The sequence below is a fragment of the Paenibacillus sp. FSL E2-0151 genome, assembly GCF_037993015.1.
Lineage (GTDB): Bacteria > Bacillota > Bacilli > Paenibacillales > Paenibacillaceae > Paenibacillus > Paenibacillus amylolyticus.
Window position 1 is genome coordinate 6,060,589 of the sequence record NZ_CP150308.1, and the last position, 26,413, is coordinate 6,087,001.

At 46.7% G+C, this 26,413-nt stretch carries 25 protein-coding genes; 9 read left to right on the top strand and 16 right to left on the bottom strand.

Features of this window, described 5'->3' with window-relative positions:
- Positions 1-49: 49 nt before the first annotated feature.
- Positions 50-1,102 carry a hypothetical protein gene (locus MHI55_RS27060; protein WP_340387646.1) on the bottom strand — a complete coding sequence of 351 codons (1,053 nt, stop codon included), beginning with the start codon at positions 1,100-1,102 and terminating at the stop codon, positions 50-52.
- Positions 1,103-1,160: 58 nt separating this feature from the next.
- Positions 1,161-2,876: a DUF6138 family protein gene (locus MHI55_RS27065; protein ID WP_340387648.1), complete on the bottom strand. Its 1,716-nt coding sequence runs from the start codon at positions 2,874-2,876 to the stop codon at positions 1,161-1,163.
- A 294-nt stretch (positions 2,877-3,170) separates the two neighbouring features.
- Between MHI55_RS27065 and MHI55_RS27070 the strand changes: the two genes are divergently transcribed.
- Positions 3,171-3,413: a hypothetical protein gene (locus tag MHI55_RS27070; RefSeq protein ID WP_105407032.1), complete on the top strand. Its 243-nt coding sequence runs from the start codon at positions 3,171-3,173 to the stop codon at positions 3,411-3,413.
- A 123-nt stretch (positions 3,414-3,536) separates the two neighbouring features.
- On the opposite strand, the gene MHI55_RS27075 is transcribed toward MHI55_RS27070, so the two are convergent.
- The 3 genes from MHI55_RS27075 to MHI55_RS27085 form a co-directional block, all read right to left on the bottom strand.
- Positions 3,537-5,189, bottom strand: coding sequence for an extracellular solute-binding protein (locus tag MHI55_RS27075; RefSeq protein ID WP_221820686.1), 1,653 nt, complete (start codon positions 5,187-5,189; stop codon positions 3,537-3,539).
- A gap of 120 nt (positions 5,190-5,309) precedes the next feature.
- Positions 5,310-6,902, bottom strand: coding sequence for a response regulator (locus tag MHI55_RS27080; protein ID WP_036668099.1), 1,593 nt, complete (start codon positions 6,900-6,902; stop codon positions 5,310-5,312).
- Positions 6,877-8,637 carry a histidine kinase gene (locus MHI55_RS27085; protein ID WP_076253536.1) on the bottom strand — a complete coding sequence of 587 codons (1,761 nt, stop codon included), beginning with the start codon at positions 8,635-8,637 and terminating at the stop codon, positions 6,877-6,879. The genes MHI55_RS27080 and MHI55_RS27085 overlap by 26 nt, the downstream gene beginning before the upstream one ends.
- Before the next feature lie 315 nt (positions 8,638-8,952).
- On the opposite strand from MHI55_RS27085, the gene MHI55_RS27090 reads away from it, so the two are divergent.
- Both MHI55_RS27090 and MHI55_RS27095 read left to right on the top strand, forming a co-directional pair.
- Complete coding sequence (locus MHI55_RS27090) at positions 8,953-9,873, top strand: ABC transporter permease subunit (protein WP_036668173.1); 921 nt, start codon at positions 8,953-8,955, stop codon at positions 9,871-9,873.
- Positions 9,874-10,005: 132 nt separating this feature from the next.
- Entirely contained in the window at positions 10,006-10,884 is an 879-nt protein-coding gene (locus MHI55_RS27095; RefSeq protein WP_017692164.1) for a carbohydrate ABC transporter permease, read from the top strand.
- A 45-nt stretch (positions 10,885-10,929) separates the two neighbouring features.
- Here MHI55_RS27095 and MHI55_RS27100 read toward each other — a convergent pair whose 3' ends face one another.
- From MHI55_RS27100 to MHI55_RS27125, 6 genes are all read right to left on the bottom strand, one after another.
- The gene (locus MHI55_RS27100; protein ID WP_076328857.1) at positions 10,930-11,121 is read right to left on the bottom strand and encodes an aspartyl-phosphate phosphatase Spo0E family protein; all 192 of its coding nucleotides are present in this window, start codon (positions 11,119-11,121) and stop codon (positions 10,930-10,932) included.
- 247 nt (positions 11,122-11,368) lie between these two features.
- Positions 11,369-12,391 (bottom strand): hypothetical protein, encoded by a 1,023-nt coding sequence (locus tag MHI55_RS27105; RefSeq protein WP_340387651.1) that lies wholly within the window; start codon positions 12,389-12,391, stop codon positions 11,369-11,371.
- A gap of 24 nt (positions 12,392-12,415) precedes the next feature.
- Complete coding sequence (locus MHI55_RS27110; protein ID WP_340387653.1) at positions 12,416-13,414, bottom strand: hypothetical protein; 999 nt, start codon at positions 13,412-13,414, stop codon at positions 12,416-12,418.
- A gap of 28 nt (positions 13,415-13,442) precedes the next feature.
- Positions 13,443-14,363, bottom strand: coding sequence for a WYL domain-containing protein (locus MHI55_RS27115; RefSeq protein WP_036606797.1), 921 nt, complete (start codon positions 14,361-14,363; stop codon positions 13,443-13,445).
- A gap of 83 nt (positions 14,364-14,446) precedes the next feature.
- The gene (locus MHI55_RS27120; RefSeq protein WP_076253532.1) at positions 14,447-14,635 is read right to left on the bottom strand and encodes a hypothetical protein; all 189 of its coding nucleotides are present in this window, start codon (positions 14,633-14,635) and stop codon (positions 14,447-14,449) included.
- 145 nt (positions 14,636-14,780) lie between these two features.
- Positions 14,781-15,104, bottom strand: coding sequence for a helix-turn-helix transcriptional regulator (locus tag MHI55_RS27125; RefSeq protein ID WP_036606795.1), 324 nt, complete (start codon positions 15,102-15,104; stop codon positions 14,781-14,783).
- A gap of 205 nt (positions 15,105-15,309) precedes the next feature.
- Between MHI55_RS27125 and MHI55_RS27130 the strand changes: the two genes are divergently transcribed.
- Positions 15,310-16,689, top strand: a complete 1,380-nt coding sequence (locus MHI55_RS27130; RefSeq protein WP_315373171.1) for an MFS transporter — start codon at positions 15,310-15,312, stop codon at positions 16,687-16,689.
- 202 nt (positions 16,690-16,891) lie between these two features.
- On the opposite strand, the gene MHI55_RS27135 is transcribed toward MHI55_RS27130, so the two are convergent.
- The 3 genes from MHI55_RS27135 to MHI55_RS27145 all read right to left on the bottom strand — a co-directional run bounded on the left by MHI55_RS27135 (position 16,892) and on the right by MHI55_RS27145 (position 18,860).
- Entirely contained in the window at positions 16,892-17,341 is a 450-nt protein-coding gene (locus MHI55_RS27135) for a nuclear transport factor 2 family protein (RefSeq protein WP_338707066.1), read from the bottom strand.
- Positions 17,342-17,506: 165 nt separating this feature from the next.
- Complete coding sequence (locus MHI55_RS27140; RefSeq protein WP_017692155.1) at positions 17,507-17,914, bottom strand: Rrf2 family transcriptional regulator; 408 nt, start codon at positions 17,912-17,914, stop codon at positions 17,507-17,509.
- 106 nt (positions 17,915-18,020) lie between these two features.
- A complete protein-coding gene (locus MHI55_RS27145) occupies positions 18,021-18,860 on the bottom strand; it encodes a helix-turn-helix domain-containing protein (RefSeq protein ID WP_340387655.1) in 840 nt (279 codons plus the stop codon).
- A gap of 118 nt (positions 18,861-18,978) precedes the next feature.
- Between MHI55_RS27145 and MHI55_RS27150 the strand changes: the two genes are divergently transcribed.
- Together MHI55_RS27150 and MHI55_RS27155 are read left to right on the top strand one after the other, a co-directional pair.
- Complete coding sequence (locus tag MHI55_RS27150) at positions 18,979-19,983, top strand: Gfo/Idh/MocA family oxidoreductase (RefSeq protein WP_340387656.1); 1,005 nt, start codon at positions 18,979-18,981, stop codon at positions 19,981-19,983.
- 20 nt (positions 19,984-20,003) lie between these two features.
- The gene (locus tag MHI55_RS27155; RefSeq protein ID WP_340387658.1) at positions 20,004-20,951 is read left to right on the top strand and encodes an aldo/keto reductase; all 948 of its coding nucleotides are present in this window, start codon (positions 20,004-20,006) and stop codon (positions 20,949-20,951) included.
- 127 nt (positions 20,952-21,078) lie between these two features.
- On the opposite strand, the gene MHI55_RS27160 is transcribed toward MHI55_RS27155, so the two are convergent.
- Positions 21,079-22,098, bottom strand: a complete 1,020-nt coding sequence (locus MHI55_RS27160; RefSeq protein WP_340387659.1) for a Gfo/Idh/MocA family oxidoreductase — start codon at positions 22,096-22,098, stop codon at positions 21,079-21,081.
- A gap of 55 nt (positions 22,099-22,153) precedes the next feature.
- Complete coding sequence (locus MHI55_RS27165) at positions 22,154-22,930, bottom strand: sugar phosphate isomerase/epimerase (RefSeq protein WP_340387661.1); 777 nt, start codon at positions 22,928-22,930, stop codon at positions 22,154-22,156.
- 198 nt (positions 22,931-23,128) lie between these two features.
- On the opposite strand from MHI55_RS27165, the gene MHI55_RS27170 reads away from it, so the two are divergent.
- From MHI55_RS27170 to MHI55_RS27180, 3 genes are all read left to right on the top strand, one after another.
- Positions 23,129-23,959, top strand: a complete 831-nt coding sequence (locus tag MHI55_RS27170; protein ID WP_036668130.1) for an AraC family transcriptional regulator — start codon at positions 23,129-23,131, stop codon at positions 23,957-23,959.
- 236 nt (positions 23,960-24,195) lie between these two features.
- Positions 24,196-24,897 carry a response regulator transcription factor gene (locus MHI55_RS27175; protein WP_340387663.1) on the top strand — a complete coding sequence of 234 codons (702 nt, stop codon included), beginning with the start codon at positions 24,196-24,198 and terminating at the stop codon, positions 24,895-24,897.
- Positions 24,898-24,917: 20 nt separating this feature from the next.
- A complete protein-coding gene (locus MHI55_RS27180) occupies positions 24,918-26,360 on the top strand; it encodes an ATP-binding protein (RefSeq protein WP_340387665.1) in 1,443 nt (480 codons plus the stop codon).
- Positions 26,361-26,413 lie beyond the last annotated feature (53 nt).

Below are 26,413 nucleotides of genomic sequence, written 5' to 3' on the forward strand. Positions count from 1 at the left end.
TCTTTCTACGTATGGATGCTACCGCTTAATAGCTGTTTCGGTTAACCCATCAAACCTTTAGTTCAGCCAAACGAACAACCCTACGATACATCATCGTATCCATCAAATCCTCCCAGTCAAGTTCGCTGGCATTCATGTCTCGATAATAGACCGCAGCAGCAGGCAAGAAACCAACCAACGGCCCTGTTCCACCACATATCAGGCTCCCGCCGTCTCCGCCTTTGGGCATCACATCCCCAGACGAATCGAGCGTAAGCTCATACTTGTAGGGATCACCAGCAAATTGCGCCCCGAAGAAATTTGGCATTTCGAGATCATAAGGACAATCATCCTTTTCTTCAACCCGTGAAGAGGCCGTCTCTGCCAATCCATCCACAATTTCATCCACGCCTTCCAGACTTCCAAAGTGCTTCAATCTCATCGTATAGTCGAAGCTGTCACCCCAGGGAAATAACGTGCGACAACCGCCGCCATAGATATACTCCCATTCGTCTTCGGTTAGTAAACCAAAACCCGCTGCAGCTTCCTCCCTCACAACATCTTCCAACTCTATTCCTTCGTTGAACCACAGGATTCGGACTTCATTCTCACTTTGGCGAATCAGACGATATTGTTGATGCAATTCATATTCACGGATCTCCGATTGCTTAAACTGCTCCAGTGCTGACGGGAAATCAGGATCTTCTTGCGCGTGCGCTTCCTCATTGGACACTTCAATCCAGCCAAGTGAGATCAGTTCGCATTCAACAAGCATCGGCGCAATGTTGACCGTTCTTACAGGTGACATCTGACTCGCCAGAAACGAATCCACGTCCTCCACACCATACTCACTGACCGTTTCATGCAGGTCGGCTGATGTCTCTTCGTTCATACCATGCTGCCAACGATCCCAGCCGAGTGTTACTTGATCCCCAGGCACAAACACAAATCTTAGCCCATCGTCCGTAAATACACCTGTCTCCATCCGATGACCAAATCGTTCAAATGTCTCGAGACCCTCATATACCATACCGTCTGGTAACTGACGAACAAGCTTACGCATCCAAGCCTCTTTGTCCTGAGCATTCAACGCCTGCCATATGTCTCGTCTCAATGCTTCCACAACTTCCCCCACCTTTCCTGGCTGGCACAGCACAATCTTACTTGTGTTGTTTACATTTTTATTTCCCTGCGGCCTGCAACAGTTCCAGCAATAATTCCTTCCGTCTCCCTTCCGCTTTGCGAGCGAGCGTTGTTAGATTCTCCACCTTGCCAAAGATTGGATAGAGTACACGTTCCGCTTCAGAATGCTCAAGTTCTTGAATCTGTCTAACCAACAGTTCGAGTATTTCCTCATTCTCCAGCTCGGGCTGAATCTTTAGCTTCAGACTATCGGTCGAACGACGCAAACTGACGACTAACGCAGGTATGGATTGAGCCGTTACACCCTGTTGTTCTACAAATGCCGCAATGAATTTATCCTGAATCAACTGATGCTCATCATCCACTTCACCCATGTAATATTCAACCAGCGGGAAATACCGCTCATCCACGAGCCCCAGCCCAAAGGTTGCATAACTGCCCGGCATACAGCTTTTCTCTCCCTCGGTATCCTCATAAAACTCAAACTCTTGGATAGCCTCACGCGCATACTCTTCCAGGAGTGGATGCAACTCCGGGTACTCCAGTGCATTGGCAAAGAATCGGTGGGTATCCGACTTCGCGAGTCCCTTGATCGGCAAATACTGCTTTACGCTGGACTTGAGCTTGATCTTATAACCTTTCGGAAAGCCCTGTTTCAATAAATGAGTGATAAAGGTAAGTGCCTGTTGATAGGCACCCGGCTCTTCCTTACGAATGTGGATGGTCATCAGAGCAAATACATCATTTGCTTTGCAGTCTACTTCTTCCGTTTTCACATGAATATCGTCCTTCGCATACGTCCCGCTACCTTCTGTCATCATACGTGCTGCACGACGGCTACCAAGCTGCTTCGCGAGTTCCAGAAAAGTCACACCTTTGGGTTTGCTATAACTCGGCTCAAAACGTAGAATCATGACCGCCGCGTATAACAGCAGATCGATTGGTTGAGTCCCGGATGTTTGCTGCTTCCCATGCTCGTCCGAATGTTGGCCTGTCTGTGTTTCAATGTTCGATTGAAGCGTTGCTCCTGGTTTTAGTGAATATTCATTGGTACGATAAGGCGAAGACTGTACATCATAATACTGTGGCAAAAACTGATTCTCCACCCATGCCGTCACTGCACGAGTAATCTCACCACGATGTTCCGCAAGTGCATCCGGACGCCCCTGATTCAACTCTTGAATCCGGTCATACAGCCTGATGGTCCATGCTACATCCAACTCCGGGAACAGCTTTGGATCGAGCAGATGACTCGTCAAAAAGAAGGATTCCAATGGCTTCGTTGGATATGTACCTTGTTCCAGCTTCTTGTCTACATAAGTATGAATACGCTCAAGGAGCAGCTGTCTTTTCTCTTCGTTTATCCATTCCAATAAAGTCAGTTGCAGCGTGCCTTCGGTTGTTGGGAATTTCCCTCGCAAGGTGAAGCGGTAGTCAATCAACGGAGTATCTGCCAGCTTGTCCAATCTTCCCTGAACAACCTCTACAAGCTTAGGCCTGATCTCGTTCCGTACCTGTTCCTCGGTAAAGGCTCCTGCCTGCTTCGATTTCACATCATCATCCAAACCCAGATCCAGGCTGTCTACCGTGGTCCGTCCAGGTTTGTAATCTAGTACAATATCATTAAAAATACCCATTTGCAGTGTAGTTCGCTTCACAACACTTTCCAAGTCATCCCGCTTTTCCTGTTCATCAAACCATTCATGGATCGTCGTGATCATCTCTTCCATCGCCTGGTCATAAAGTGTACTCATCTAATCTCCTGCCTCCCCATGCATCTTATGATGTTCATCAACCACACTTGAACTTTTATGAATCCCGGACCAGCCCAAGACATCTATGTTATAAATACGTATTGATGTTCGTATATTCCCTATTATTTTACTCTCTCAAGTACACCCGGAACAATAAGGCTTACGCACGGTTGTTCGCTAGTCAGAGAGATCTATATGTTTTCTTTCATAACTATGTACGCTCTTGGCATGCCCTCGCTATCATCATCCCTACGTTGTATAATCATTGTATTCCTTTTCAGGAGGTCTGACAGAATGAGCTACAGCAAATACTTCCCCTTGGAAAACTATTTGAATCAAGTTTCGATCACCCTTACATACGCAGAGCTTGAGGAGATTCTCGGATTTACGTTACCCCCTACAGCGTATAATCGCGAACAATGGTGGGTGAATAATTCCATGAATCATACACAGGCACTATCCTGGTTAAATGCCGGATGGAAGGTTGAGAATGTGATTCTAGGAAAAAACGTTACCTTTGTCCGTTGCGAGTCATAATCGATCTGTACGATATAGATTAATAGTTATAACTCCAAAAACTCTATTTTTCCATAAATGTTATTCGAGACAAAAAAAGCAGGGTAGACTGATGAATTCATCAGTTCTCCCCTGCTTTGTAAATTAATTAACTGTCTTATACCACTCGTTTACTTCGGCAGTAATATCATCCCCGCCCATGGATTTCCACTTTGTTACAAACGCATCAAATTCCTCAATGCCCACCTGACCATAGATGATCTTGCTGAACGTATCCTTCTCCAGCTTGTCGATTGCGTCCTTCTTCATTTTCATCGTCTCGGTTGGTGCTCCCGTGAACTTGTTCTTGATCGCATTATCTTTATTTGCAACGACGACTTCAGCGGCTACAAATACTTCCGGTTTGTTGGCAATTTTCGTATTTTTCTCAAAAGGAGTCTCCGGTTCCTTGCCCTTCGCAAGTTCCGCCAGCGTATCCATCATGAGATTCGGAATCCGTGCACCATCATACGTAATCGTATATTTGAGTGGTGATACGCCGTCCTTCACTTCAGCTTCACCAACAACTTTGCCATCCACGATGTCATAGTCGTATCCTTGCGCGAAGCCATGTTCGAACTCGCTGCCCACTTCCGGATTAGCAAAGTTGTCGAACAGATAATTCTGATACGTGAAGAAAATCTCTGGGTTCGCCATGTCTTTGTTAATCAGCACCACCCCATTGCTCGCACCAGAACCATGTTGGTGACTCTCACCTGTTGGTCCTGTAGGTAAGGCAATGGCCTTGTACGTGGCACCGTCCACATTTTTCTTCACATCATCAATCGGCCAGTTTGGCATCCAGTGTGGTCCCACGATAATGCCTGCTTTACCTGCGGTGAACAATTCTGCTGCCTTGATCTCGTCATAGACGCCTGCTTCTTTGGGCAGGTAACCTTTGGACAACCAATCTTTCATCGTTGCTAGACCTTCCTTCACACCTGGCTGAATGGAGCCATATTGCAGCGTTCCGTCCCCGGCATCATTCCACTGTCCAGGCATCGTGTTGTACATGCCGAAGATCCAGCCAGATTCCGTCATCCAGGTATTGAGCGCATTTTTCATGCCCACGGTCAGACCATACGTATCTTTCTTACCGTTCCCATCGGGGTCCTGATTCGTAAAAGCATCCATGACCGTAACCAGCTCATCCATGGTTTTTGGTTCTTCCAGTCCCAGCTTCTTCAGCCAGTCTTCACGGATAAACATGACCGAATCGCCGTTGTAGGCATAATCGAAGATTGGAATGCCATAACGCTCGCCCTCATACATGTATGGATACCATTCCTCGGGTGCCGATTCAGATGCCTGTTTCCATGTGTCCGAAGCATATTGGTCAAACAGCTCGCCTGCATTGGCAAATTTGCCAGACTCAATTAATTCCCGTACCAGATTGTAGTCCCCCCGAATGGAGACAATATCCGGCAGTTCTTCGTTAGCGGACAGAGACAAGCGTAATTTCGTGTAAAATGCATCATTGGTCACCGATACAGCCCATGGCGTGGTCAGATCGATGCCAAGCCGTTCCTTGGCCCATTTCGTATGCACGTTGTTCTGGGCCGTTTCCCCGTTCTTGAATTTCGTATCATCATTCCAGGCCCGCAAATAACTCATCTGTACCGCCGGTTCATACTTCCCGTCTTGCAGAGCAAGTGGTGCAGCGGCTTCCTTCGCCGGTTCTTCCTTGGCCCCCGAACTACATGCTGTTACAGCAACCATCGTGATTGCGAGCAATGCCGTCATCATTTTTCTATACATGAACTAACCCCTCCTCAGGTAACTTGGATACCCTTATGTGCCAAATGCACCTTACATGAAAAGGATAGTGCAGCCGGGGAGGCAAACATATATCACAATTTCAATGTTCATATCGATTTGTTAACCGTTCCGAAAATCTTGCGGGGTCAGTCCATAATGTTTGCGGAACACCTGAATGAAATAAGGTGTATTATTGTACCCCACTTCCTGACCAACTTCATAGATCTTCATCGCCGTATGCTTCAGCAAATGAACCGCACGTTCCATTCTGGAACGGATAATATAATCACTAATGCCTTCACCTGTGGATTGTTTGTACATTTTCGACAGATAGACGGGGTGCAGATGCACCTCTCCTGCAATGACTTGTAACGATAAATCCTCGCCAAGATGATGGTCAATCCATTGCTGTACCTGCCTAATCAGCGTTGATCCGGCATCCTGTCCCACATCGCTTGTGCTCTCTGCCCACTGCTGCATTACAGACCGAGTCCACGTTTCCAGACTACGCAGCGAGATACCATAACCATCCTTGAGCAACTGCTGGTACTGCTCCCCAAGCACTTCGGCTAACTGTCTTCCTTCCCGATGAGCCATATAGGAGAATGCTGCCGCCAGATAATGAAAAGCCACATACACATGTTCCGGGAACACACTGTTCGACAGTTCGGCAAAGATCTGATCAATCTTGCGGTGTGCATCCTCCATGCGCCCGGCTTCCAGTAACGTCGTCAGACCCGGTGGTTCATACAGCGCTGCAAGAGACTTCAACGTGGCCCCATTGGTTCCTGCCGCCGCATTCAAATGTAATCTTTTGCCCGCCTCGGCCTGCTTGCGAAGTGCACTCACAGCTTGATGATATAGCTGCGGCACCTGATCTGGGAAACGCCCCCTACGACTAACGGACAGGGAAATGGTCGCGTTCAGATACTGCCTCACACTGTGGATCAACCGCTCTCCAAGTCGGCCCATTAACATTTCTGGTTCGGCCTGAGTTTGTTTGGGACTGGCCATGAAGACCAGATCATCATAGGCATCATCCGTATGGCAGAGATGATAGGTACTGCCGTAGATCTCTTCCACTACATTCGAGATGGCGTACTTCATCAATCGAAACGCTTTATGTGTAGGTTGATGGTCATCATACCGGATGAGCAGCAGTTGCATTTTATCCTGTGGACGGAACTCAATCTCCAATTGCTCCAGCTTGCCTTGGAGTTCAGCATCCGCAAATTTATGGCCTAACAATACATCCTTCATCAGTTCCGCCCGCTTCTCGGGCAGATGTTCCCTCACGGAATACATGGCCCGCTGATGCAGCATTTGTTTCTCACCCTCAAGGCGAATCTGCACTGCGGCCTGCTGCACGGATTCGATCAGTTCCTCATCTCGGACCGGCTTGAGCAGATAACTGACTGTCCCATGTTTGAGTGCCTGCTTCGCATAATCGAAGGAAGCATGCCCCGATAAAATAATACATTTTGTCTGTTCCCACTTTTGGCGGATGTGACTGACCAGATCCAGACCGGACATACCCGGCATACGGATATCCGTGATAATAATATGGACCTGATGTGATGCCATATGTTCCAAGGCTTCTTTGACTGAATAGGCTTTGAATACTTGACCAATCCCGTGTTCTCTCCACGGTATCGAGACAGCGATCGACTCGACTGCCGAATGTTCATCATCCACGACCATCAGATTCATCATGCGGTTGTTCCTCCTCAAACCATCGAATTTCTACACTAAGTCCACCATAGGGAATCGCTCCAAAATGAAGCCCCGACGACATCCCATATCGCGTAACGAGACGCTGGTGCACATTCCACGTGCCTGTTCCAATCTCCTCACCCATCGGTTCATTGATCTCCCGTTCCAATTCGGCAATCTCTTCCGCTGTCAGCGTGACACCATCATTGTCAACAAACAGGCTATATCTTGTATATTTCCGACCCTCAATATGTTCGGGTACCGCCATCCCCGTTACGACGACATGCCCACTGCCCTCCATCGGCTCAATGCCATGGATCACCGCATTCTCTACGATGGGTTGAATGAGCAGTCGCGGAATGTGAAGCAACATCAGTTGCTGCGGTACGGCAATCTCGTAGGTCAGCCGGTTGGTCCGCATCTGTTGAATGGACAGATAATGGTCCAGCAGCCGAATCTCTTCTTCCACTGTTGTCATGTCATTCTCGCCCCGCGTAATGTAGCGATAGTAGTCTCCCAGACTTAGCGACATGGCAATAACCGCTTCACGGTTGCCAAGCTGGGTCATATTTTTGATATAAAACAGGCAGTTGTACAGGAAATGCGGATTGATCTGTGACTGTAGATGTTTCAATGTGGCTTCCCTTGAACGGATACGTTCCTCGTATACCTTCTCGATCAGTTCCTGAATCTGCTCTGCCATATGGTTGAAGCTCTGGGTGAGATACGCGAATTCATCCCGAGAGTGATCGACCGGAATCCGTGTGGACAACTGGCCTTTGCGAATCTGTTGCAGCCCTCTCATCAAACGATGGATGGGCACCTGAACTTTTCGATACAAAAGCAGTGCGGCCCCGATACTCAGCACGAGCAGTAACAGAATGGAGGTAATAAACATATTTCGGCTCTTGTCCATTGGGGTCAGCAAATCATCTAATACCACAGGGTTCACGTATACCGCTTGCAGTTGTTTGGAGTGCACGTAACTGACCAGATATTGTTTACCGCCCACCTCCAATTGATGATTGCCTTCCCTCTCCGGCCCGTTAAAAGGCATATCACGCATGATCGCTTCGACCAGTTCGGGGTCCGCCGTACGGTTCAGCAACGGATCGTTACCTGGTACCAGCAAGAAGGGATCTCCTCCCTGCGTTTCTTTAAAATCATCCAACATGGCAACCACGTTCATCGGGTCAAAATTAATCTCCATCACCGTTCGCACGCCTGTATTCATCGGTTTTTCATTCCACTCGTAGTTATCCGTGAAAAAGTAGGTGAAACTCCCCTTCTCCAGCTGCCATTGGCCAGGTTGCGGGAACGTCAACATCTTCTCATCGTAGACCGTCCGGCTGGACATGGTGGATAACACAAGTTCCGCTTGTGGCAGGACAATGGTAATATCGTTCTTCCAGCGGCTGGTGGACTGGTACAACGATAATTTGTCGAGAATATCCAGATAGATACTGTTCTTCTCATATTGGCTGGTGGAGTCCGTCATGTAACGGTAATGCAGGATACTCGGATCTCGCAGCAATGTCAGGCCATACAGCGAGAGCTGCTCGATATTTTTATCCACCTGCGAACTGAAATAATTGAACTGGTTCAGACTCGACTGTTGTTTCTCTTCAACGACCATGTCCACATTTGCCTGGTTCGCGTATGTATACAGCAGCAGAATGGGTACGAGCAGGCAGATTAAGAGAATGACCGTCTTCGCAAATACTGTGAATTTCATCGTTTCACCCTGTCCCTAAATTTGGAGTCGTTCTACACCGAAGTCCTATTTTATATTGAAAGCCCTTACAATTCTATATGATTTTTTGTTCTCCCGTTTTCCTGTGACTTGAAGACCTCTGTTTCCTCAACAAGTTAATATTTCAACATCCGCATTGAAATGTTGTTCTATAGTCGACCTTTCTCCGTTGCTATAATTCAGTTGCTCCACTCTGTACAGAGGCTTATTCGCCTCACTTTCAGGGCTGGACGAGATAAAGGAGGGACCCTGATGGCTATAGAACAACCGTTAACAACCAATACGCCGGTGCGAAAAATGACACCCCATCCACGCAAACGTACCCGCTGGAATTTCAAACGCACATGGCCGCTGCATCTAATGCTGTTGCCTGCTGTACTGCTCACTTTACTGTTCGCCTATGTGCCCATGGGCGGCATTATTATTGCTTTTCAAGATTTCAAACCGTGGCTGGGATTCACTGGCTCCAAATGGGTGGGCTGGGACAACTTCCGGTTCATGTTCGAATATCCCGACAGCGTTCAGGTCATCTGGAACACGGTGCTGATTGCTTCGATGAAAATTGTGGCCGGACTTGTGGCCCCCGTGGTGTTCGCCATTTTGCTAAATGAGGTTCGGAACTCTACGTTCAAACGTTTCTCACAGACCTTGGTGTATCTGCCCCATTTCCTGTCCTGGGTTGTCCTGGGCGGCATTCTGCTCGATATGTTATCACCGGAAGGTGGGCTGGTAAACCAGGTTTTAGCCGCGGCTGGTGTTGAACCGATCTTTTTTCTGGGAGATGGCGACTGGTTCCGTGTAACGGTGGTTGTCAGTGATGTGTGGAAGGAGTTTGGATTCGGGACAATTGTATTTCTGGCAGCACTTGCGGGCATTAACCCGGCATTGTACGAGGCTTCAGAGGTGGATGGGGCAACACGACTCAGACAGACATTGCACATTACCCTGCCTGCACTCGTGCCGATGATTATCGTGGTAGGTACATTATCGCTGGGCAATATCCTGAATGCAGGCTTTGACCAGATCTTTAACCTGTACAATCCGCTGGTATATGAGAAAGGTGATATTATCGATACCTTTGTCTATCGGATGGGAATTCTGAATGGCAAAATGAGCTTTGCGACCGCTGTTGGACTATTCAAATCATTTGTCGCGATGTTCCTGGTCATCTCTGCGTACCGGATGGCATACAAAATCGCCAATTACCGTATTTTTTAAGGGGCATTTTGCATACATCCAGACAGCGACTTTCAATCAGCAAGATAGAGATCGAAATGGTTCAGTTCGTCTATATCTTGTACACGCGAGCGATTCAAATCGAATTATGCAAAATGCAAAGGAGGAATCAAGGTGTATCACAAAACAACCGGGTACCGTATATTCAATGGTTTTAACCTGATATTCATCGCGGCCGTCTCGATCCTGTGCATCCTGCCGCTGGTCCACATTCTGGCGGTTTCCTTCAGTGGTAAAGCGGCAGCATCCGCCAATCTGGTGACACTTTGGCCGATTGATTTTACGGTGGACGCCTATACCAAAACATTTGGTAACAGTAACTTTCTGAGTGCACTCTGGATTTCAGTCCAACGTACGGTTCTGGGCACACTGCTCAGTATGACACTTGTCTTCCTGACAGCTTATCCGTTATCCAAGGAGAGTCTGCACTTCAAGGGACGTTCATTATATGCGTGGTTTTTCATCTTCACGATGCTGTTTAGCGGGGGATTGATTCCATCCTATATTTTGATCCAGAAGCTTGGACTGATTAATACGATGTGGGCTCTCATTTTGCCGGGGGCGGTGGCTGTCTGGAACCTGATTCTCATGATGAACTTTTTCCGCAATGTTCCAAAAGAGCTGGAAGAAGCCGCATTCATTGATGGAGCCAACCATATCACAACTCTGTTCAAAATCTATCTGCCTGTATCCATGCCCGCCATTGCGACGATCTCCTTATTCACCATGGTAGGTCAATGGAATTCCTGGTTCGACGGGCTGATCTATATGAATGATGCTTCCAAATATCCACTCGCCACGTTAATGCAGACCATAATAGTACAGCAAGATTTCTCCAACATGAACGTGGATGCAACGCAGCTCCAGAACATGTCTCAACGTACGGTGAACGCGGCTCAGATCTTTATTGGCGCTCTGCCGATTCTGCTCGTATATCCGTTCTTGCAGCGTTTCTTCGTAAAGGGGATTGTGCTCGGGGCGGTAAAAGAGTAAGGCAAACACACGGAATCCCCTCTTGGAATTCTTTGTTCAGAAAGATCATGATTTCAGTTGATTCGAGATCTTTCTCCCGCGAGTTGCGTTGTTATATTCATTAATTAACTCATCCAGCACCATGGATTGTCGAATAACCTCCGGATGCCATAGTTCCGGATATTGAGCTGCAATCTGGTAGAGCCTTTGCCGTGCATGTTCGATACATTCCTGAATGGTTTCCGGATTATGTACCATACTCCCGCCCCCTGTTGTCCTTGAATATCATCATCCAAAAAAGACCATCTAATATAATATTCGGAACAAGAGGGGGTTTGGATTACCCCAAAATTAAAATTTTGGTTATTTTTCTTTTAAAAGTTATGATTAGCGTGGATCACATGAGTTGATGTGCATATATGTTCAATACAAATAAACCGGATCGGCTGCGGCCTGTCCGGTTTTATTCCTGCTGAGTTTTTCAATTTTCTCTATCATGCTCCATTCATCTTAATCCAACATCCTTAAAACGATTGCCTATCGTCTCTGGAAAGACATGTTTAATGGCATCAATGGCACGTTGTTCCGTAGCCCCTGCCTTCCGGATAAGCTCAATTACTCTTTGCACACATTCCGGTTCTCTCGAATCCCAAGAGATGGAGTTGTCTATTTCCTCAATGATCATTGTGTACAGGTTTGCGAGTAGCTCATACTCGTCTATGACCTGGTCCATTTGAATGGACAGATGCTTAAGTCCTGCAACATAAGAGGCAATATCCAATCTTGATTTGGCATAATAGCAAAGTACAGTTGCCGCTTGTTCAGCGTCATATGTTCCTGACTGCAAAGCAGCAGCAATAGTGGCATACGCAGCCGCCCCACAGGCATAATCTTGGGGCGGCAGCATATAGTCATGAGTTTCCCATTTGTACACGGCCTGGATTAACGATTCCTTGCAGACTTCCCATAAATCGATAGGTGCACAGGCTTCCAGAACCTGATAATACCAGTAGGGTGTACTGTTCCTACCAAACGAATCATAGGGCAGACGAATGATTTCATCACCTTGACTTTCACAGATGAATAAGACCCGTTCCACATCATCATATCCAATAACAATGACAAATTGATCGTGCCAGAGAATCGCACCTACGCCCCGGTCAATGGAAGCTTTGATATCCAGCAGAGCCTGCTTCTGATAGAGCGGAAAAGTCGGTTCAAATGAAAATCCACCATGTTGTCCCGTTGTCACACCAATGAAGTCTGCTGCGACAAAGTTCTCTGCCATCCAATTGTATGCGGAGATTGACTCTGACGTCATACGCCGATCCACCACTAATCGGAATGCACTTGCTGTCATACCTGCAATCATGTGGTGTGGGAAAACCGTCCACTGTTTATGTAATAAAATGCGAAACAACGCATCTGTATATGCGCTCACACCGCTCCATGATCTATATTCATCAGCAAAACTCGCAGCTTGCGGGGATTGAAGCCAGTCCTGCAATACTACTTTTGTCGCCATCATCCTTCACTCCCTTCCCCTCTCATCCTATCGTGCGGAATGTGCTCCCCACCGTGGTATAGTGGACCTTTTACGGTCAGGATACTTCCTGGATATCACTCGAAAATAATCAATGGCCTGCTCTTCCAGTGCTTTCGCCTTCACGAGTACTTGTGCTAAATCTTCTGTGGTGTCTGGTCGCAAGACACGTCTATACTCCTGCTGAACCATATATCCTTTCATTTGGTCAATTAACGTCCCAAGTTGTTCATAACATGCACAAGCCTGGTCCAGTTCGTTCCATATCCCTCGAACACCCTGCAAATACATCCTTATTTCGGTTCGCGAATGGCAGAAGGATTCCAAAATATAACCTGCACCGGTTTCATCGAAATCCCCACTCCGCAGGGCCTCCACCCACACATCATATGCCTTTCTACCTGAAGTAATATTCTGATCAGGTAACAGACGATAGGGAATATCCCAATCCTCAATCGCCAGTCGCAGGGATTCCAGCAGCATCTGCTGTTCAGGGATGCGGACCTGATCACCAAACACCTGACAATACCAAAATCCGGAAAAGTTCAAGCCGAAATTATCATATAGCAAAATCTGCGGTTCCTTGCTCCATCCGTCTTGCACATAAAAGATGCGGTCACTGTCATCATATCCATGAATAACACCAAACTCAGGAATCCAGTAAATCACACCAGTGCCTTCATCAATACTCCGTCTCACCCAATTCACTGCATCCTGCTGATAATAACCGAACGTGGAATGACGTGTACGTCCCCCATCCCAGATCGTGAATATCCCCAGGTTATCAACTCCGGGACGATGTGCTTCCCCCCATTGTCCATACGCTGTAACCGACATGGGAAGTAGTCTGCGATGTACCGACAGCTTGAAAGCCATGCCCGTATATCCGGCAAGTACAACCTTGGAACCTTGAAACTGGCCTGTATGGGTTAGTATCGCATGCAGACTATCCACGTACGATTTGGACTCCCGCTTCATGATGAGGTTATCTAAAATGTTCTCAGCCAAGGATGGATCTTCTCCTCTCTACACTGGTTTATTCCACGTTTTTCTTACCTTGTATCGCGAGCCTGGCAATTAATCCTTCTGCGCTTTGCTGAAGCTTGCGTCTAAGCCACCCAGGAGACAAAAGTTCCTCCCATTCACTAACAAACAAATGCTGTAAGAAAGCGTCCATGTCATAAAATTCAATTGAATAAATCTGATCTTGCCTAGCCCGAATACGATACCCTTCCCATAGGTCCATTTGCTGCAATTCCTTCAAGCGAATCTCAGCTACAAACGGTTTACGCACAGGCAGTGTTTCTTCCCATCCACCTAGGAGAGCATCTGACTTGTACTCAAATCTCTCATTCAAGATCGATACATGAACAATGCCCTCCAAGCGAATGGCCACTTGCTGTACAGGGTCTGCTTCATAACCCACCACGTAATCGGCGTTAAACTGGGATATCATCTTTAATGGACACAAGGAAAACTGCCGTTCTCCATCGTGATCCCTGTAATGAATATGTACTCTGCGCAAGTCAGTTATGGCATGGGACAACAATTCAAAGAATTGCAGTTGCTTCGGTTGCGCCGAAAACACTGGGAGCTCACTACTTCCCATCTGTTGTTCCTCCAACGTAAAACGCTCCAGCAAATGCGCTACACGTTTCACCGCGTCCGATTGATCATAATCGTAATGCCGGTAACGATGCGCTAGATATTTCAGCACACGCTGCTCTTCTTCGGTCATATACAAATGGGGCAATCGAAAAGTCTGATCCTCATAACAATAGCCCCGATATTTCGCCATATACACCAAAGGGGCTCTCAAGGAACTTGCCATATATTCAATATCACGCTGAGCCTGACGACGGGAGATTTCAAATTCACGGGCAAGCCAGCTGCTATTCGGAAAACGTCCACCCCGAATCTGTTCGTCAAACCAGTGAATCCGATGCATGTTACTCATCTTCCCGCCCCCATCTCATCCATTCCTAATATATTAGATTATATCAAAAGACATGGCCCGTTCTGAAGAACAGGCCAGTTATGTTATACATGTGCCTTATCCACTCTGGATTGCACGGCTTTGGAGCATTTCTTGCATACTTTCAGACTTGTACCGTCTGTTTTTGTTTGCGTATACAACAATTTAATTCGGGTACTGCTACACACCGGGCATGTTCCCCGGCCCCTGGAAGGAAGACTCCACAAAACGCGTCCTCTTTTGGTTTTTGCCAATGGTTGTGAACCTCTTTTCGATATGGTTTGTGTGTTCACCGTTATTATATAGGGCATGGTACGACACAGAATGTCGCATCAGTATTAGAAGTATTTCAAAAGAAAATAAAAATGTCCCCTCTTCGACCTGAAGAAAGGACAACATTTAGGAAGGATCTGTGCTCGACTGAGCTGCGGCCTGCAATAACGGTTGCAGGAGTCCTGGAAAGCGCGTTTCCAAATCATCGGATCGCAGGGTGAGAAAATGCTGTGTGCCCTGCACTCTGACCCGAATGACTCCAGCTTCTCGCAGGGTACGAATGTGATGCGACATCGTTGACTTCACAACAGGTGCATGAAAATGACTGCACGGCTGCTCCCCGCTTCTCGCTGCTTCGGCAACAATCCCAAGACGGGTCGGGTCGCTTAATGCGTACAATACGGAGGAAAGTTCAATATCTGATACTTGTGGATGATGTAAAATCTTCATATTGTAGTCTCCTTTTTTCAGACTATCCATTGTATTTTAACACAGATCCATGATATATTTCTAATGTTCGACACCAATCGAACTTTAATGATTTCGTTATGTAACCCCTGCTGTTAGGCACGGGATTGACATCATATTACATTTTGCAAATGTTACACACCGTTTCTGAAATGTTGCGAAATACACATCACTTTAGGAGGTTTTTATGAACAACACCGCAACCGCATCATCAGGGGAACGGACCGGAATACAGGAAGGATTAATTGTAAGCTTGCTTGGCTTCACCGTTGTACTCGTTGTTATGAATACAATGATGTTTAATCTGGCCCTGCCCAAAATTGCAGCCGAATTTATGCTTACATCCGTCGCTTCCTCATGGATTGTTACAGGGTATTCCATTGTATTTGCCATTTCTTCGATTACGTTCTCACGTCTATCCGATTTCATACCTATTCGTACATTATTCACGACCGGGCTTACGTTACTTGGTGCGGCATCGGTTCTCGGGTTCTTCAGTAATCATTTCATCATTTTGCTCATTGCACGTCTGATCCAGGCTGCGGGTGCTGCTTCGGTTCCGGGGCTTGCCATTGTGCTAATTACCCGGTACATTCCACATGATCGCCGGGGTAAATCAATGGCTGTCATCATGTCCGCCAGTTCACTGGGTCTTGGACTCGGTCCCGTCATCGGCGGAAGTATCACACAATTTCTGGGATGGCACGATCTGTTTATCGTTACGGGATTAACGTTATTCTTGATTCCTGTATTTTTCAAACTGCTTCCGCGGGAAACACCGCAAAAAGGTTCATTTGACCTGCTGGGTGCCGTGCTTCTCGCCATCGGTACTACCGGTGTGCTGTTATTCCTGACTTCCCGTCAGTGGTTCACGCTTGTTATCGGTGCTGCGGCACTGCTTCTGTTCTGGCTCCGAATTCGGCGCGCGGCAGATCCATTTGTTCAACCTGCTTTGTTCAAAGATAAAAAATATATGATGCTCAGCTCGCTGGGGATTGTATCGTACATCAATAACTTCTCAACGTTGTTCCTGTTACCTCAAATTTTGGCGCATCTATATGGACTGACACCTGCTCAATCGGGACTCGTCATCTTCCCGGGTGCAGTTGTGTCTATGCTGCTGTCCAACCGGATCGGCCGCATGATTGACCGACATGGCAATACGTTGCTACTGAAGTTTGCCCCATGGCTACTACTGGCAGCTGCCGGACTATTCGCCTTATTTGCAGACAATAACATCTACGCCATCATGGCCGTGTATGTCCTGCTCAGCGTAGGCTTCTCTTCCCTAACCACCAGCGTGTCCAATGAATTGTCTGGAAATCTGACTATGGATCAGGTGGGCGCAGGTATGGGGCTGTTCCAACTCAGTCAGTTCTTCAGCGGTGCTTTCAGTGTTGCTGTTACTGGCGTAGCATTAACGGCGATGCAAAACATGCCACTGTCCTCAGCGTACACCAATATTTTCTGGGGCATGACTGTGGTCGCACTGGCATCCGTTATTTTCTCTCAGGTGTATCTGAGAATGCAGTCACGGAAAGTCACGAAAACAAGTCATCAGATTTAATATCATAACTAACCAAAAGAAGTCAGCAAGGGACCCTCGGGTTCTGAACCTGGCTTTTTTTCTACCTATTTTCTATGCATGATGCATGTGTCAGCTGCCCTCTTCCACTAACACAAAACAGCCCCAAGGATGCGTTCATCACACTCCTCGGGGCTATTATTTTATGGTTGACCAACTTCTCTATTCTTCTAAACTGAGTATACTATTCAAACAGGTCCAAACGAAGACGTTTCAGACTTGTATGTTTGATGTACCACTGGCCGTCGATTTTGACAAAAGTTTCGTGGTAATGCCCAAATCCGTGGAATGATTTGTTCTCATTGCCCTCCGGGAACGTGACCCAATCTTCCATTGGGGAGATGACCTTTGCTTCGTTCTCAGATACAAATTCAACTTCGGCGCTATGAACATGGTGCACGGTTACGGCAACATCCACCAGATCACGGAATACTTGTACGATCGTATCACGGCCTGTTAATACCGGAATTGGATTGCCTTCTGTGCTGAAATCGGCCACTGCATCCGGAGCAAACACATCACTCAAGGTATCCCACTGTTTCGTATCAATATAGCGGCAATAACGTGCCTTGGTATTCCGAATGTTTTCAAGCGCGAGCAATTGTTCCAGTCCTGTGATCGTTGATTGGCCCATGTGTTGTCCCTCCAGAGATGTAAAATGTGATGTAAGATTAGGATCATGTATGTATGCATACTATACCTTCCTTATTGTACCATTCGCCTTCTATTAGGTACAACGATACAAAAAAATCTTTCCTTACCTCTCGCGAGGTTGGGGAAAGATCACTTCTAGTGCAAGTTACAGGGAATGTGCACCCTTCATCTGGGAAGCCAGTTCTGACATTTTTTTATTGTTCAAAAAACTTTCCATCTCTTCTTCCGCCTGCACCATCACCTGCTGGATCAAACAGCCTGCGTTATGATTCTGGGAACATTCGAACAGGGACGCCTGACCTTCAATCGCATGAATGATCTCCAGGAAAGAAGGATCCGGATTTTTACGACTAAGCCGGTAGCCACCATTGGCGCCAGAAGTTGATTCGATCATGCCCGCCTTAACCAATTTGGTCAATATTTTGGACAGATAGGTTGGGGATACCTTCTGCAATTCTGCAAGTTGGTGTACACTAACCAGCTGTTCGGGGGCAGTACTTACAAGATGAAGCATCGTATGCAAAGCATAATTTGTCGCTTTTGAATATTTCATGAGGGCACCTCATTATATACGGATTTAATTTATCCATAATAGACTTGATTGAGCTCTGTGTCAAACCACTATACCTCAATCGCTGGCAACATCGAAAGGATACGGGTTAATTGTGATACAATCCGCGGTAATCCGTAGGTGTCATCCCCTCATGAGCCATGAACTGGCGGTTAAAATAACTGGCATTGGGATACCCCGCTTCCTCCGCGATTTGTCCAATGTTGGCCGTAGGCCGTTCGAGTAACCATTGCTTCGCCATCTGTAGTCGTGAACGAGTGATAAATTCCATGGGCGTCATCTCCACAGCACTCTTGAACATTTTGCAAAAGTAATACGAACTCACACCTGCAAGATCCGCCCAGTCCTGCAACAGGAAAGGTTGACAGGCCTCCTGCTGCATCTGTGGAAGAAGTGCAAGAACCCGATTCTCCGCCTTACTTGTGGTACGTGTGCTCTTTAAAGGTACTGCATGCTGCACGAACTCGGCAAGTACGGCATAGGTCAGTGTGGATAGCTGAGCTGGACGCAGCATGGTGTTCTGTTCCGCTTCAGTGAGCAAGGCCAGATGAGCCTCTTCCCAAGAGCTGCGTTGCCGCAGTGTCCACAATAGATTGCGATGTAACCCCCGCTCGATCATATAATCATGCAGACGTTCACCGTAAAAATGAACCCATCGTACATCCCATGGATCATCTTCACTACTATAATAATGTTGCCGCTGCTGCGGGAAATAGAGAAACGCCTGACCTGCGCGAAGCTCATGTACCACCCCGTCCACTTCCACATATCCCTTGCCCGAAGCCACGTAGTGAATATTAAAGTTGTTCAGTACGCCAGCCTCACGCAACACGGAATGCTGGACGTGGTCCATATAATGTCCAACGGACTCGGGATAACAAAAATATGGAATATCCTGCAGGGTAAGCAATACGGTTTGTCTCATCATAGCCGGTTCTCCTTGATCAACAATATTGTGTTAACTAACTTCAATATATTATCATTTTAATTCATTGATCTATTCTTTATAATCACAATATACATTCATAAACGGGAGGATACAACACATGAATTCAGTTCAAAAATTGCGTTGGGGCATTCTTGGTAGCGCTAGCATTGCTGTGGAATCCGTCATTCCAGGCCTGCAGCAATCCGAGTTAAATGAAGTAACCGCGATTGCCAGTCGAGACGAAGATAAAGCCAAACAGACGGCCGAACAACTTGGGATCGACAAGGCTTATGGCAGTTATGAAGATTTGCTCGCTGATGATTCCATTGATGCCGTATATATCCCACTGCCGAATCATCTTCATCGGGAATGGACGATCCGGGCTGCTGAAGCAGGCAAACATATTTTGTGCGAAAAACCACTGGCTCTGACAGAACAGGAAGCTCAGGAGATGGTTCAAGCTTGTGCAGATGCAGGTGTGCATCTGGCTGAAGCATTCATGTACCGCCATCATCCAAGATATGAGCAGATTCGAGATATCATTGCCAGCGGTGAGATTGGTGAGATTCGTGGTATGCACAGCACATTTTCATTTAATAACTCCAATGCATCCGGCAATGTCCGCTTCCGGCGGGATTGGGGCGGAGGTGCACTGTATGATATCGGATGTTATTCCATCAGTGTAGCACGTCTGCTGCTTGGTCAAGAACCAAGTGCAGCCACTGTTATTGGCATGTTCTCCCCACAGCATGATCAAGTCGATATGATGGCTTCCGGACTGCTGGAATTCGATAATCACGTTGGTGTGACCTTTGACAGCAGCATGTGGGCAGCCTTCCGCAATACGCTGGAGGTACTGGGGTCCGACGGGATTATTGAAGTCCCTTCGGCATTTATCAGCGGACAGGACCGCAGTTCCAACTTCTATGTAACGGCTGGTGGTGAACGCAGAGAGATTGAAGTCCCGCAAGTGAACCACTACTCTCTACAGGGAGATGATATGGCACGTGCTGTACTTCAGGGCAAGGATCTGCGCTTCGCCCCTTCCGATGCGGTAGCTAATATGAAAGTACTGGAAGCTTGCCTTCGTTCAGCGGAAGAACGTACACGAATTACACTATAATTGAGAGGATGAACTGACTTATGGAATATATCGAAATTGCTGGTGCAGGTAAACGTGTCTCCCGATTGATTAAAGGAACCGATTATTTCGTGCATAATGCCTACGATAAAGCAGCTACGAACATGGATGCTTTTCTGTCGATTGGCGGTAACACTGTAGATACAGCACATATCTATTGTGGTGGACAGAGTGAAGAAGTCCTTGGTCGTTACATGAAGGAACGTGGTAACCGCGACCAGATCGTCATTCTCACCAAAGGCGCGCATCATGACCAGAATGGGCCACGTGTGAACGCTGATGCCATCCGCAGTGACTTGATGGAAAGTCTGGAGCGTCTTCAGACAGATCACGTAGAGATGTATGCCTTGCACCGCGATGATCCCAATACCCCTGTCAGTGTTATTCTTGAAGCACTGAACGAACATATTGAATCCGGCAAAATCGGCGCAATTGGCGCATCCAACTGGACCTGGCAGCGGCTCGAGGAAGCCAATGCATACGCTGCGGCAAATGGCCTGAAGGGCTTCACATTCAGCAGTCCAAATCTCAGTCTCGCCAAAGCAAACGAACCTTTCTGGGAAGGCTGTGTGTCAGCAGATGCAGAGACGCTGGCATGGCATGAGCAAACCAAACTACCATTGCTATCCTGGTCGTCCCAAGCACGTGGTTTCTTCACTGGAAGATTCACACCTGAGGTTCGGGATAACGAAGATCTGGTGCGTGTATTCTACAGTGATGATAACTGGGAACGGTTGCATCGGGCTGAACAATTGGCTAATTCCAAGAAAACAACACCAATCCAGATTGCACTTGCTTATGTATTGAATCAGACGTTCCCAACCTGTGCGCTGATCGGAGCCCAGAATCAGGCAGAACTGCTCTCCTGTGACGAAGGATCACGCATCACGCTTACTCCTGCTGAAATCGCATGGTTGGATCTGGGCAGTGATGTACCGGCTGGCACCTAAAGAAAATTAATCATTCCATCAACAAATACAGAAGGACTTACCCCAGAGCACATCTCTGAAGGTAAGTCCTTTATATCGTAGATTAAGCCATATAGAATGTTAGAAATTGCAATGCCATTCGGTTGGATTACAGTTTAACGATCTGACCTGTTTTCTCGGATTCGAATGCTGCCAGGATCACTTGCAGGGAACGCAAGCCCTCTTCCCCGGAAATCGCTGGAGGTGTTTGGGTTACAATCGACTCTACAAATGCGTCAATGACACCACTCGGCACTTGTTTCTCGTTGGTAGCCATGGCACCAACTTTGTACGTCTCAACTGTACCATTGGTGAGCTCAACGATAACTTCATCGCCTTCCACTGTTCCGATCTTCATAACACCATTCTCGCACCACAGCACTGTACTGTTGTCTCCAGCTCTGTATTGTGTCCAGCTTGCTACGAGCGTTCCGATCGCTCCGCTCTTCATACGCAGCAAACAAGTTGCGTTATCGTCAACTTTAGTGCCTTCCTTGTGCAGTGTGCTGATGAAACCAGCCACTTCAGATACTTCATCATTCAGCAGATAACGAATGAAGTCGGATTTGTGCACGCCCAGATCGCCCATTGCGCCCATAATCGCTTCTTCTTTACGGAAGAACCAGCTTTCAGCTCCGTCCACACTCCATCCTTCCGGACCCGGGTGACCAAACGATGTACGGAAATTCAGGACTTTACCGAGTTTGCCGGATTCAAGAATTTCTTTTGCTTTTACGTGAGGAGGCATCAAACGCTGGTTGTGTCCAACCATCAAATACACGCCATTTTTCTTGGCAGCTTCGATCATTTGCTCGCCTTCTTCAGTGGATACTGCCATTGGTTTCTCAACCAATACATGCTTGCCTGCATTTGCAGCAGCAATTGCCATTGGCGCATGCAGATAGTTTGGTGTACACACACTAACGGCATCCACTATTTCGTTTGCAAGCAATTCTTCGTAACTGGAATACGCTTTACCGCCGTAAGTCTCGGCCATCTTCTCCGCACGCTCCACAACCGGATCGGCAAAAGCGACAAGTTCTACGTTCTCATTGGCAGCGTACTCTGGAATATGTCTGCGCTCGGCAATGGCTCCACAGCCGAATACAGCAACTTTAATTTTACTCATGTACATAAGTCTCCTTTGACAAATAGATTAGCATTTTTCATGGTTCGATGGTCCATTAGAATTGATTCAGGTAGTTTTCTTTCAACCAGTTGTAGCTGTTGGATACGCTCTCAAACGGAGGATTCTGACATACGTCTTGTTCCACGATCAGCCATTCCACGCCTGCATTCGTAGCGCCTTCAATAACAGCTGGCAGGTCAACCGAACCTTGTCCCAATTCCAGTGTTTTCATCTGGCCCTGTTCGTCTTTGCTGAAGTCCTTCAGATGAAGCAGCGGCAAGCGACCCGCATATTGTTTAATATACTCGATCGGATTTTGTCCCGCAAATTGTACCCAACATACGTCCATTTCCACTTTTACCGCTTCCGGTGATGTTTGAGCGAACATGGCATCAAAGGCATTGGCATCGCCAACCTGGCCATGGAATTCAAAGTCATGGTTATGGTATCCGAAGATCAATCCTTGTTTCGCTGCTTCAGCTCCATATTGTTGTAACTCAGCGAATAGCTTGGTCCAACCTTCTGCATTCTCAGGACGATCTTCTGGCATCAGGTAAGGGCAAATGATATATTGTGCACCAATTGTTTTTAGGTAATCGATTTGTTTTTGCAAGTCTTCGCGCATTGCATGTAGTGAAACGTGGCTGCTGAATCCTTTCAGTCCAAGTTCATCTAGTAGCGCTTTCATTTCCTCAGCTGGAATATCGCCATATCCGGCAAACTCCACACCTTCATATCCAAGGGCCGCTACTTTACGCAACGTACCACGAAAATCTGCTGCAGTTTCATCACGGAGTGTAAACAATTGCAAACCAATATTAAGTTTTTTCATGTAGGATACACCTCTGTTCTCAAATTTGCTTTCATTGCTCTATCTGGTATCATCCTAACGCAAAACAGGCTAGAATGAACATATACAATATAGTCAGAACATGAACTATCTGATCAAATTTTATTTCCATCATTTTGCATCAATTGAATGTAGCCCATTTGAATGCATGCAGGATGTACATATTGGGGGATTTTATCTTTGGATACGTTAGAGACATCTGTACTGATCTGTGACTACTCATACCACTATAAGGCGTTCACTCATAATATGAAGGGCGAGTTGCAAACCTACCTGTTCCGTCTGCAGACCGAAGGCTCGTGCAAAGTGTATGTACAGGATGAGGAATTCAGGATGACTAGCGGGGACTTGCTGCTCTTAAAGCCTGGTGACGACTATCATCTCGTGGTCGATGAACCACATAAGGAAGGACGCTTGTCCAGCGGAGATTATTATCTGTTCTGCGAGGGCAGCTGGATCGAGAACTGGTGGAAACGGCAGCATCGATCTACCGTGAGCCGGATTGGACTGGATGACAAGCTCATCAGCCTGTGGAGAAATATGTTACTTGAGAAACGTCGCGGGCCTCTTGAGGAAAATGCGGAGCTAAAGGATGCGTTACTGCGCGGATTATGTCTATATATCGACCGGGCAATTAAAGAGAATATTCAGACCGATCGGGCAGTTTCCTCTGCGCTGAAGTTAAAACGTTTTATTGAGGAGCATGCCACGGTTACGTTCAAGCTTGATGAAGCGGCTCGTTATGCGGGCCTCAGCCTGTCACGTGCAGTCCGTTTATTTAAGGAGCACTACAATCAGACCATGATTCAATATGCGATTGAGATCCGTCTGAATGCGGCGCTGGAACGAATGAAATACAGTGAAATGACACTGGAGCATATTGCCGAATCCTGCGGTTTTGCGAGCTACTCCTATTTCCACCGGGTATTCCGGGCACACTTTGGTGTGTCTCCGGCGGAATATCTCAAATCCAAGCAGCATGAGCCTATCGATGATCTGGAGCATGTATGATGTTCAGTATCAGAAACCCATGACCTTAAAGAGGTTCATGGGTTATTTTGATACATTGAACTGTAATCAACTTTCAGTACGACTGGAAGTCAGAACGTTTTTTATAAGAATGAAGTTCACTTCAATATTTTTTCATGTGACTCCCACAGAACAAGACTGTACAATTATAGAGACAGTTTTTTTACAAATTCATACATATCCATTAAATCCATATCTATCATACTGGAGCGATACATATGCTAACCCACCAGCGCAAAGTCCTCATCATTGAGGATGAATCAGATATTTCGCGCATTCTGCGAGATTATTTAACCAAAAATCAATATGAAACCGCCGTGGCAGCCACTGGTCAAGATGGACTTCAGGTTATGGAGCTTATTCAACCAGACTATATCATTCTGGACATTATGCTTCCGGACATGGACGGGATCGAGGTCTGTCGAGAGATCAGAAGGCGCAACAATATCCCCATCCTCATTCTAAGTGCCAGAGGCAGTGATACCGATAAGGTACTTGGTCTTGGCTTTGGAGCAGACGACTATATGACCAAGCCCTTCTCGCTGAGCGAATTGTTAGCACGAATTAATGCCCACTTCAGGCGTTATGACAGTATGACATCCGTTGGAGACAGAACAGATCTGTTGCATCTTGGAAACCTGGTGATTGATAAAAAAGCCTATAAAGTTACATTAAACGGATCGGAAGTTTCTCTGTCTGCCAAGGAATTCGAATTACTTCATTACTTGGCAAGCCATAAGAATCAGGTATTCTCCAAAGCCCAGTTGCTCGACGCCCTCTGGGGATATGCAACCTACGGTGATGAAAATACCGTAACCGTATACATTCGCAGACTACGTGAAAAGATTGAGGCAGATGCCTCGCATCCGACCGTTCTGAAGACGGTATGGGGTGTCGGTTACAAATTCAATTACGAATAAGTGAGATTGGAGGCATCCACATGTCATTGAACAGCTGGTCCAAACGCTGGTTGTTAACAACACTTGGGCTTCTCATTATTATCGTTTCAAGTATCCTTGTACTGTCGATGATACTGTTACAAGATCGAAATTCAGGCGAATCCAATCTATCCTTGAATCAGGTTCGACTCAAGGTCAATCCGATCTTACTCGCTTTGGAGCAAAATTATCAGCATCTTAATGAACAAAATATTCGTGAAGACATACGTTCCACCGCAAGAGAGACCGGGGTTCTGCTTACCTATCTAAACTTGGATGGAAAAGCCATTCTGTCCTCCGACCCCACCTCTGAAGGGACGCAAGTTAATCTGCGTACAGCTCTTCATTATGATCTGCATCATGCCACTCAGGCCGCGGATGGTAACGATTGGCTTGATATGGCGTTTCCTGTGATGGACGGACCCACGGGAAGTCAGATCGGCAATGCCATCTTTTCCATCCCCCAAGCCATGGTTACGGTTCAGCAATCGATGACTTTTCCGGTTATATTGATTAGCGCACTCCTGCTCCTGTCACTGATTCTGAGCTTATTTCTATTCTGGATGAAACGAAAACTGGACAAACACCTGCTCTCTCCCATCCATCAATTGAAGCAACATGCGGAATCCATGCTTAAAGGCAATTATGAAGAAAAAATCCAGTACAACCGGAACGATGAATTGCTCGAAGTATATGCCATGTTTGATCTAATGCGCACGGAGATTAAACATATGAGCGAGCAGCGTATTCAGCAGGAACAAGCACAAAAAGAACTCATCACCAATATATCTCATGACATTAAAACACCAATTACCACGATAAAAGCATACATAGAAGCTATTGAGGAAGGACTATGCAACGATCAGGAGACGCTGATGGAATATATGGGAGTGATGCGAACCCATACGGATAAAACAGCCCGCCTTGTGGAGGATCTGCTAGTTCATGCACTTCAGGAATTGGGGCAAATTTCGGTGGAAACCCGTGAGTTGTACAGTGGGCCTATACTGGAGACGATGTTGAAACCTATTGAACATGTTGTCCTAACAAAGGGGCTTATCTATAAAGGACCCAACTACATCCCCAATGTGTTAATCGCTATCGACCCCACTCGAATTGAACAGGTGATCTCCAATCTTGCCGCCAATGCCCTCAAGCATACAGCTCCAGGAGACACGATACGTATAGATATGGAACTGGAATCTGAGCATTTGAATGTGACGATTGCCGATTCGGGTCAGGGAATACGTGTACAGGACATGCCGTTTGTTTTTCAGCGTTACTTCAGAGGCCAGGCGAGTCATGCAGAACAACGTGTTCAGGAAGGTACAGGGCTGGGCCTTTCTATCTGCCAAAGCATTATTGAAGCACATGGAGGCCATATTTCCTTTACTAGTAAAGAAGGACAAGGTACAACCTTCCGGTTCTATCTGCCGATCTGCTGAGCCCACACTCAACAGCTGTAATACTTTATTCATAATTTGATAAGGCTTCCTCA

What these genes read in the sequence shown, in the direction of transcription:
- MHI55_RS27065 (WP_340387648.1), bottom strand. Translation starts at nt 2,876, where the DNA reads ATGAGTACACTTTATGACCAGGCGATGGAAGAGATGATCACGACGATC.
- MHI55_RS27070 (WP_105407032.1), top strand. Translation starts at nt 3,171, where the DNA reads ATGAGCTACAGCAAATACTTCCCCTTGGAAAACTATTTGAATCAAGTT.
- MHI55_RS27075 (WP_221820686.1), bottom strand. Translation starts at nt 5,189, where the DNA reads ATGTATAGAAAAATGATGACGGCATTGCTCGCAATCACGATGGTTGCT.
- MHI55_RS27080 (WP_036668099.1), bottom strand. Translation starts at nt 6,902, where the DNA reads ATGATGAATCTGATGGTCGTGGATGATGAACATTCGGCAGTCGAGTCG.
- MHI55_RS27085 (WP_076253536.1), bottom strand. Translation starts at nt 8,637, where the DNA reads ATGAAATTCACAGTATTTGCGAAGACGGTCATTCTCTTAATCTGCCTG.
- MHI55_RS27090 (WP_036668173.1), top strand. Translation starts at nt 8,953, where the DNA reads ATGACACCCCATCCACGCAAACGTACCCGCTGGAATTTCAAACGCACA.
- MHI55_RS27100 (WP_076328857.1), bottom strand. Translation starts at nt 11,121, where the DNA reads ATGGTACATAATCCGGAAACCATTCAGGAATGTATCGAACATGCACGG.
- MHI55_RS27105 (WP_340387651.1), bottom strand. Translation starts at nt 12,391, where the DNA reads ATGATGGCGACAAAAGTAGTATTGCAGGACTGGCTTCAATCCCCGCAA.
- MHI55_RS27115 (WP_036606797.1), bottom strand. Translation starts at nt 14,363, where the DNA reads ATGAGTAACATGCATCGGATTCACTGGTTTGACGAACAGATTCGGGGT.
- MHI55_RS27125 (WP_036606795.1), bottom strand. Translation starts at nt 15,104, where the DNA reads ATGAAGATTTTACATCATCCACAAGTATCAGATATTGAACTTTCCTCC.
- MHI55_RS27130 (WP_315373171.1), top strand. Translation starts at nt 15,310, where the DNA reads ATGAACAACACCGCAACCGCATCATCAGGGGAACGGACCGGAATACAG.
- MHI55_RS27135 (WP_338707066.1), bottom strand. Translation starts at nt 17,341, where the DNA reads ATGGGCCAATCAACGATCACAGGACTGGAACAATTGCTCGCGCTTGAA.
- MHI55_RS27140 (WP_017692155.1), bottom strand. Translation starts at nt 17,914, where the DNA reads ATGAAATATTCAAAAGCGACAAATTATGCTTTGCATACGATGCTTCAT.
- MHI55_RS27145 (WP_340387655.1), bottom strand. Translation starts at nt 18,860, where the DNA reads ATGATGAGACAAACCGTATTGCTTACCCTGCAGGATATTCCATATTTT.
- MHI55_RS27150 (WP_340387656.1), top strand. Translation starts at nt 18,979, where the DNA reads ATGAATTCAGTTCAAAAATTGCGTTGGGGCATTCTTGGTAGCGCTAGC.
- MHI55_RS27155 (WP_340387658.1), top strand. Translation starts at nt 20,004, where the DNA reads ATGGAATATATCGAAATTGCTGGTGCAGGTAAACGTGTCTCCCGATTG.
- MHI55_RS27160 (WP_340387659.1), bottom strand. Translation starts at nt 22,098, where the DNA reads ATGAGTAAAATTAAAGTTGCTGTATTCGGCTGTGGAGCCATTGCCGAG.
- MHI55_RS27165 (WP_340387661.1), bottom strand. Translation starts at nt 22,930, where the DNA reads ATGAAAAAACTTAATATTGGTTTGCAATTGTTTACACTCCGTGATGAA.
- MHI55_RS27175 (WP_340387663.1), top strand. Translation starts at nt 24,196, where the DNA reads ATGCTAACCCACCAGCGCAAAGTCCTCATCATTGAGGATGAATCAGAT.
- MHI55_RS27180 (WP_340387665.1), top strand. Translation starts at nt 24,918, where the DNA reads ATGTCATTGAACAGCTGGTCCAAACGCTGGTTGTTAACAACACTTGGG.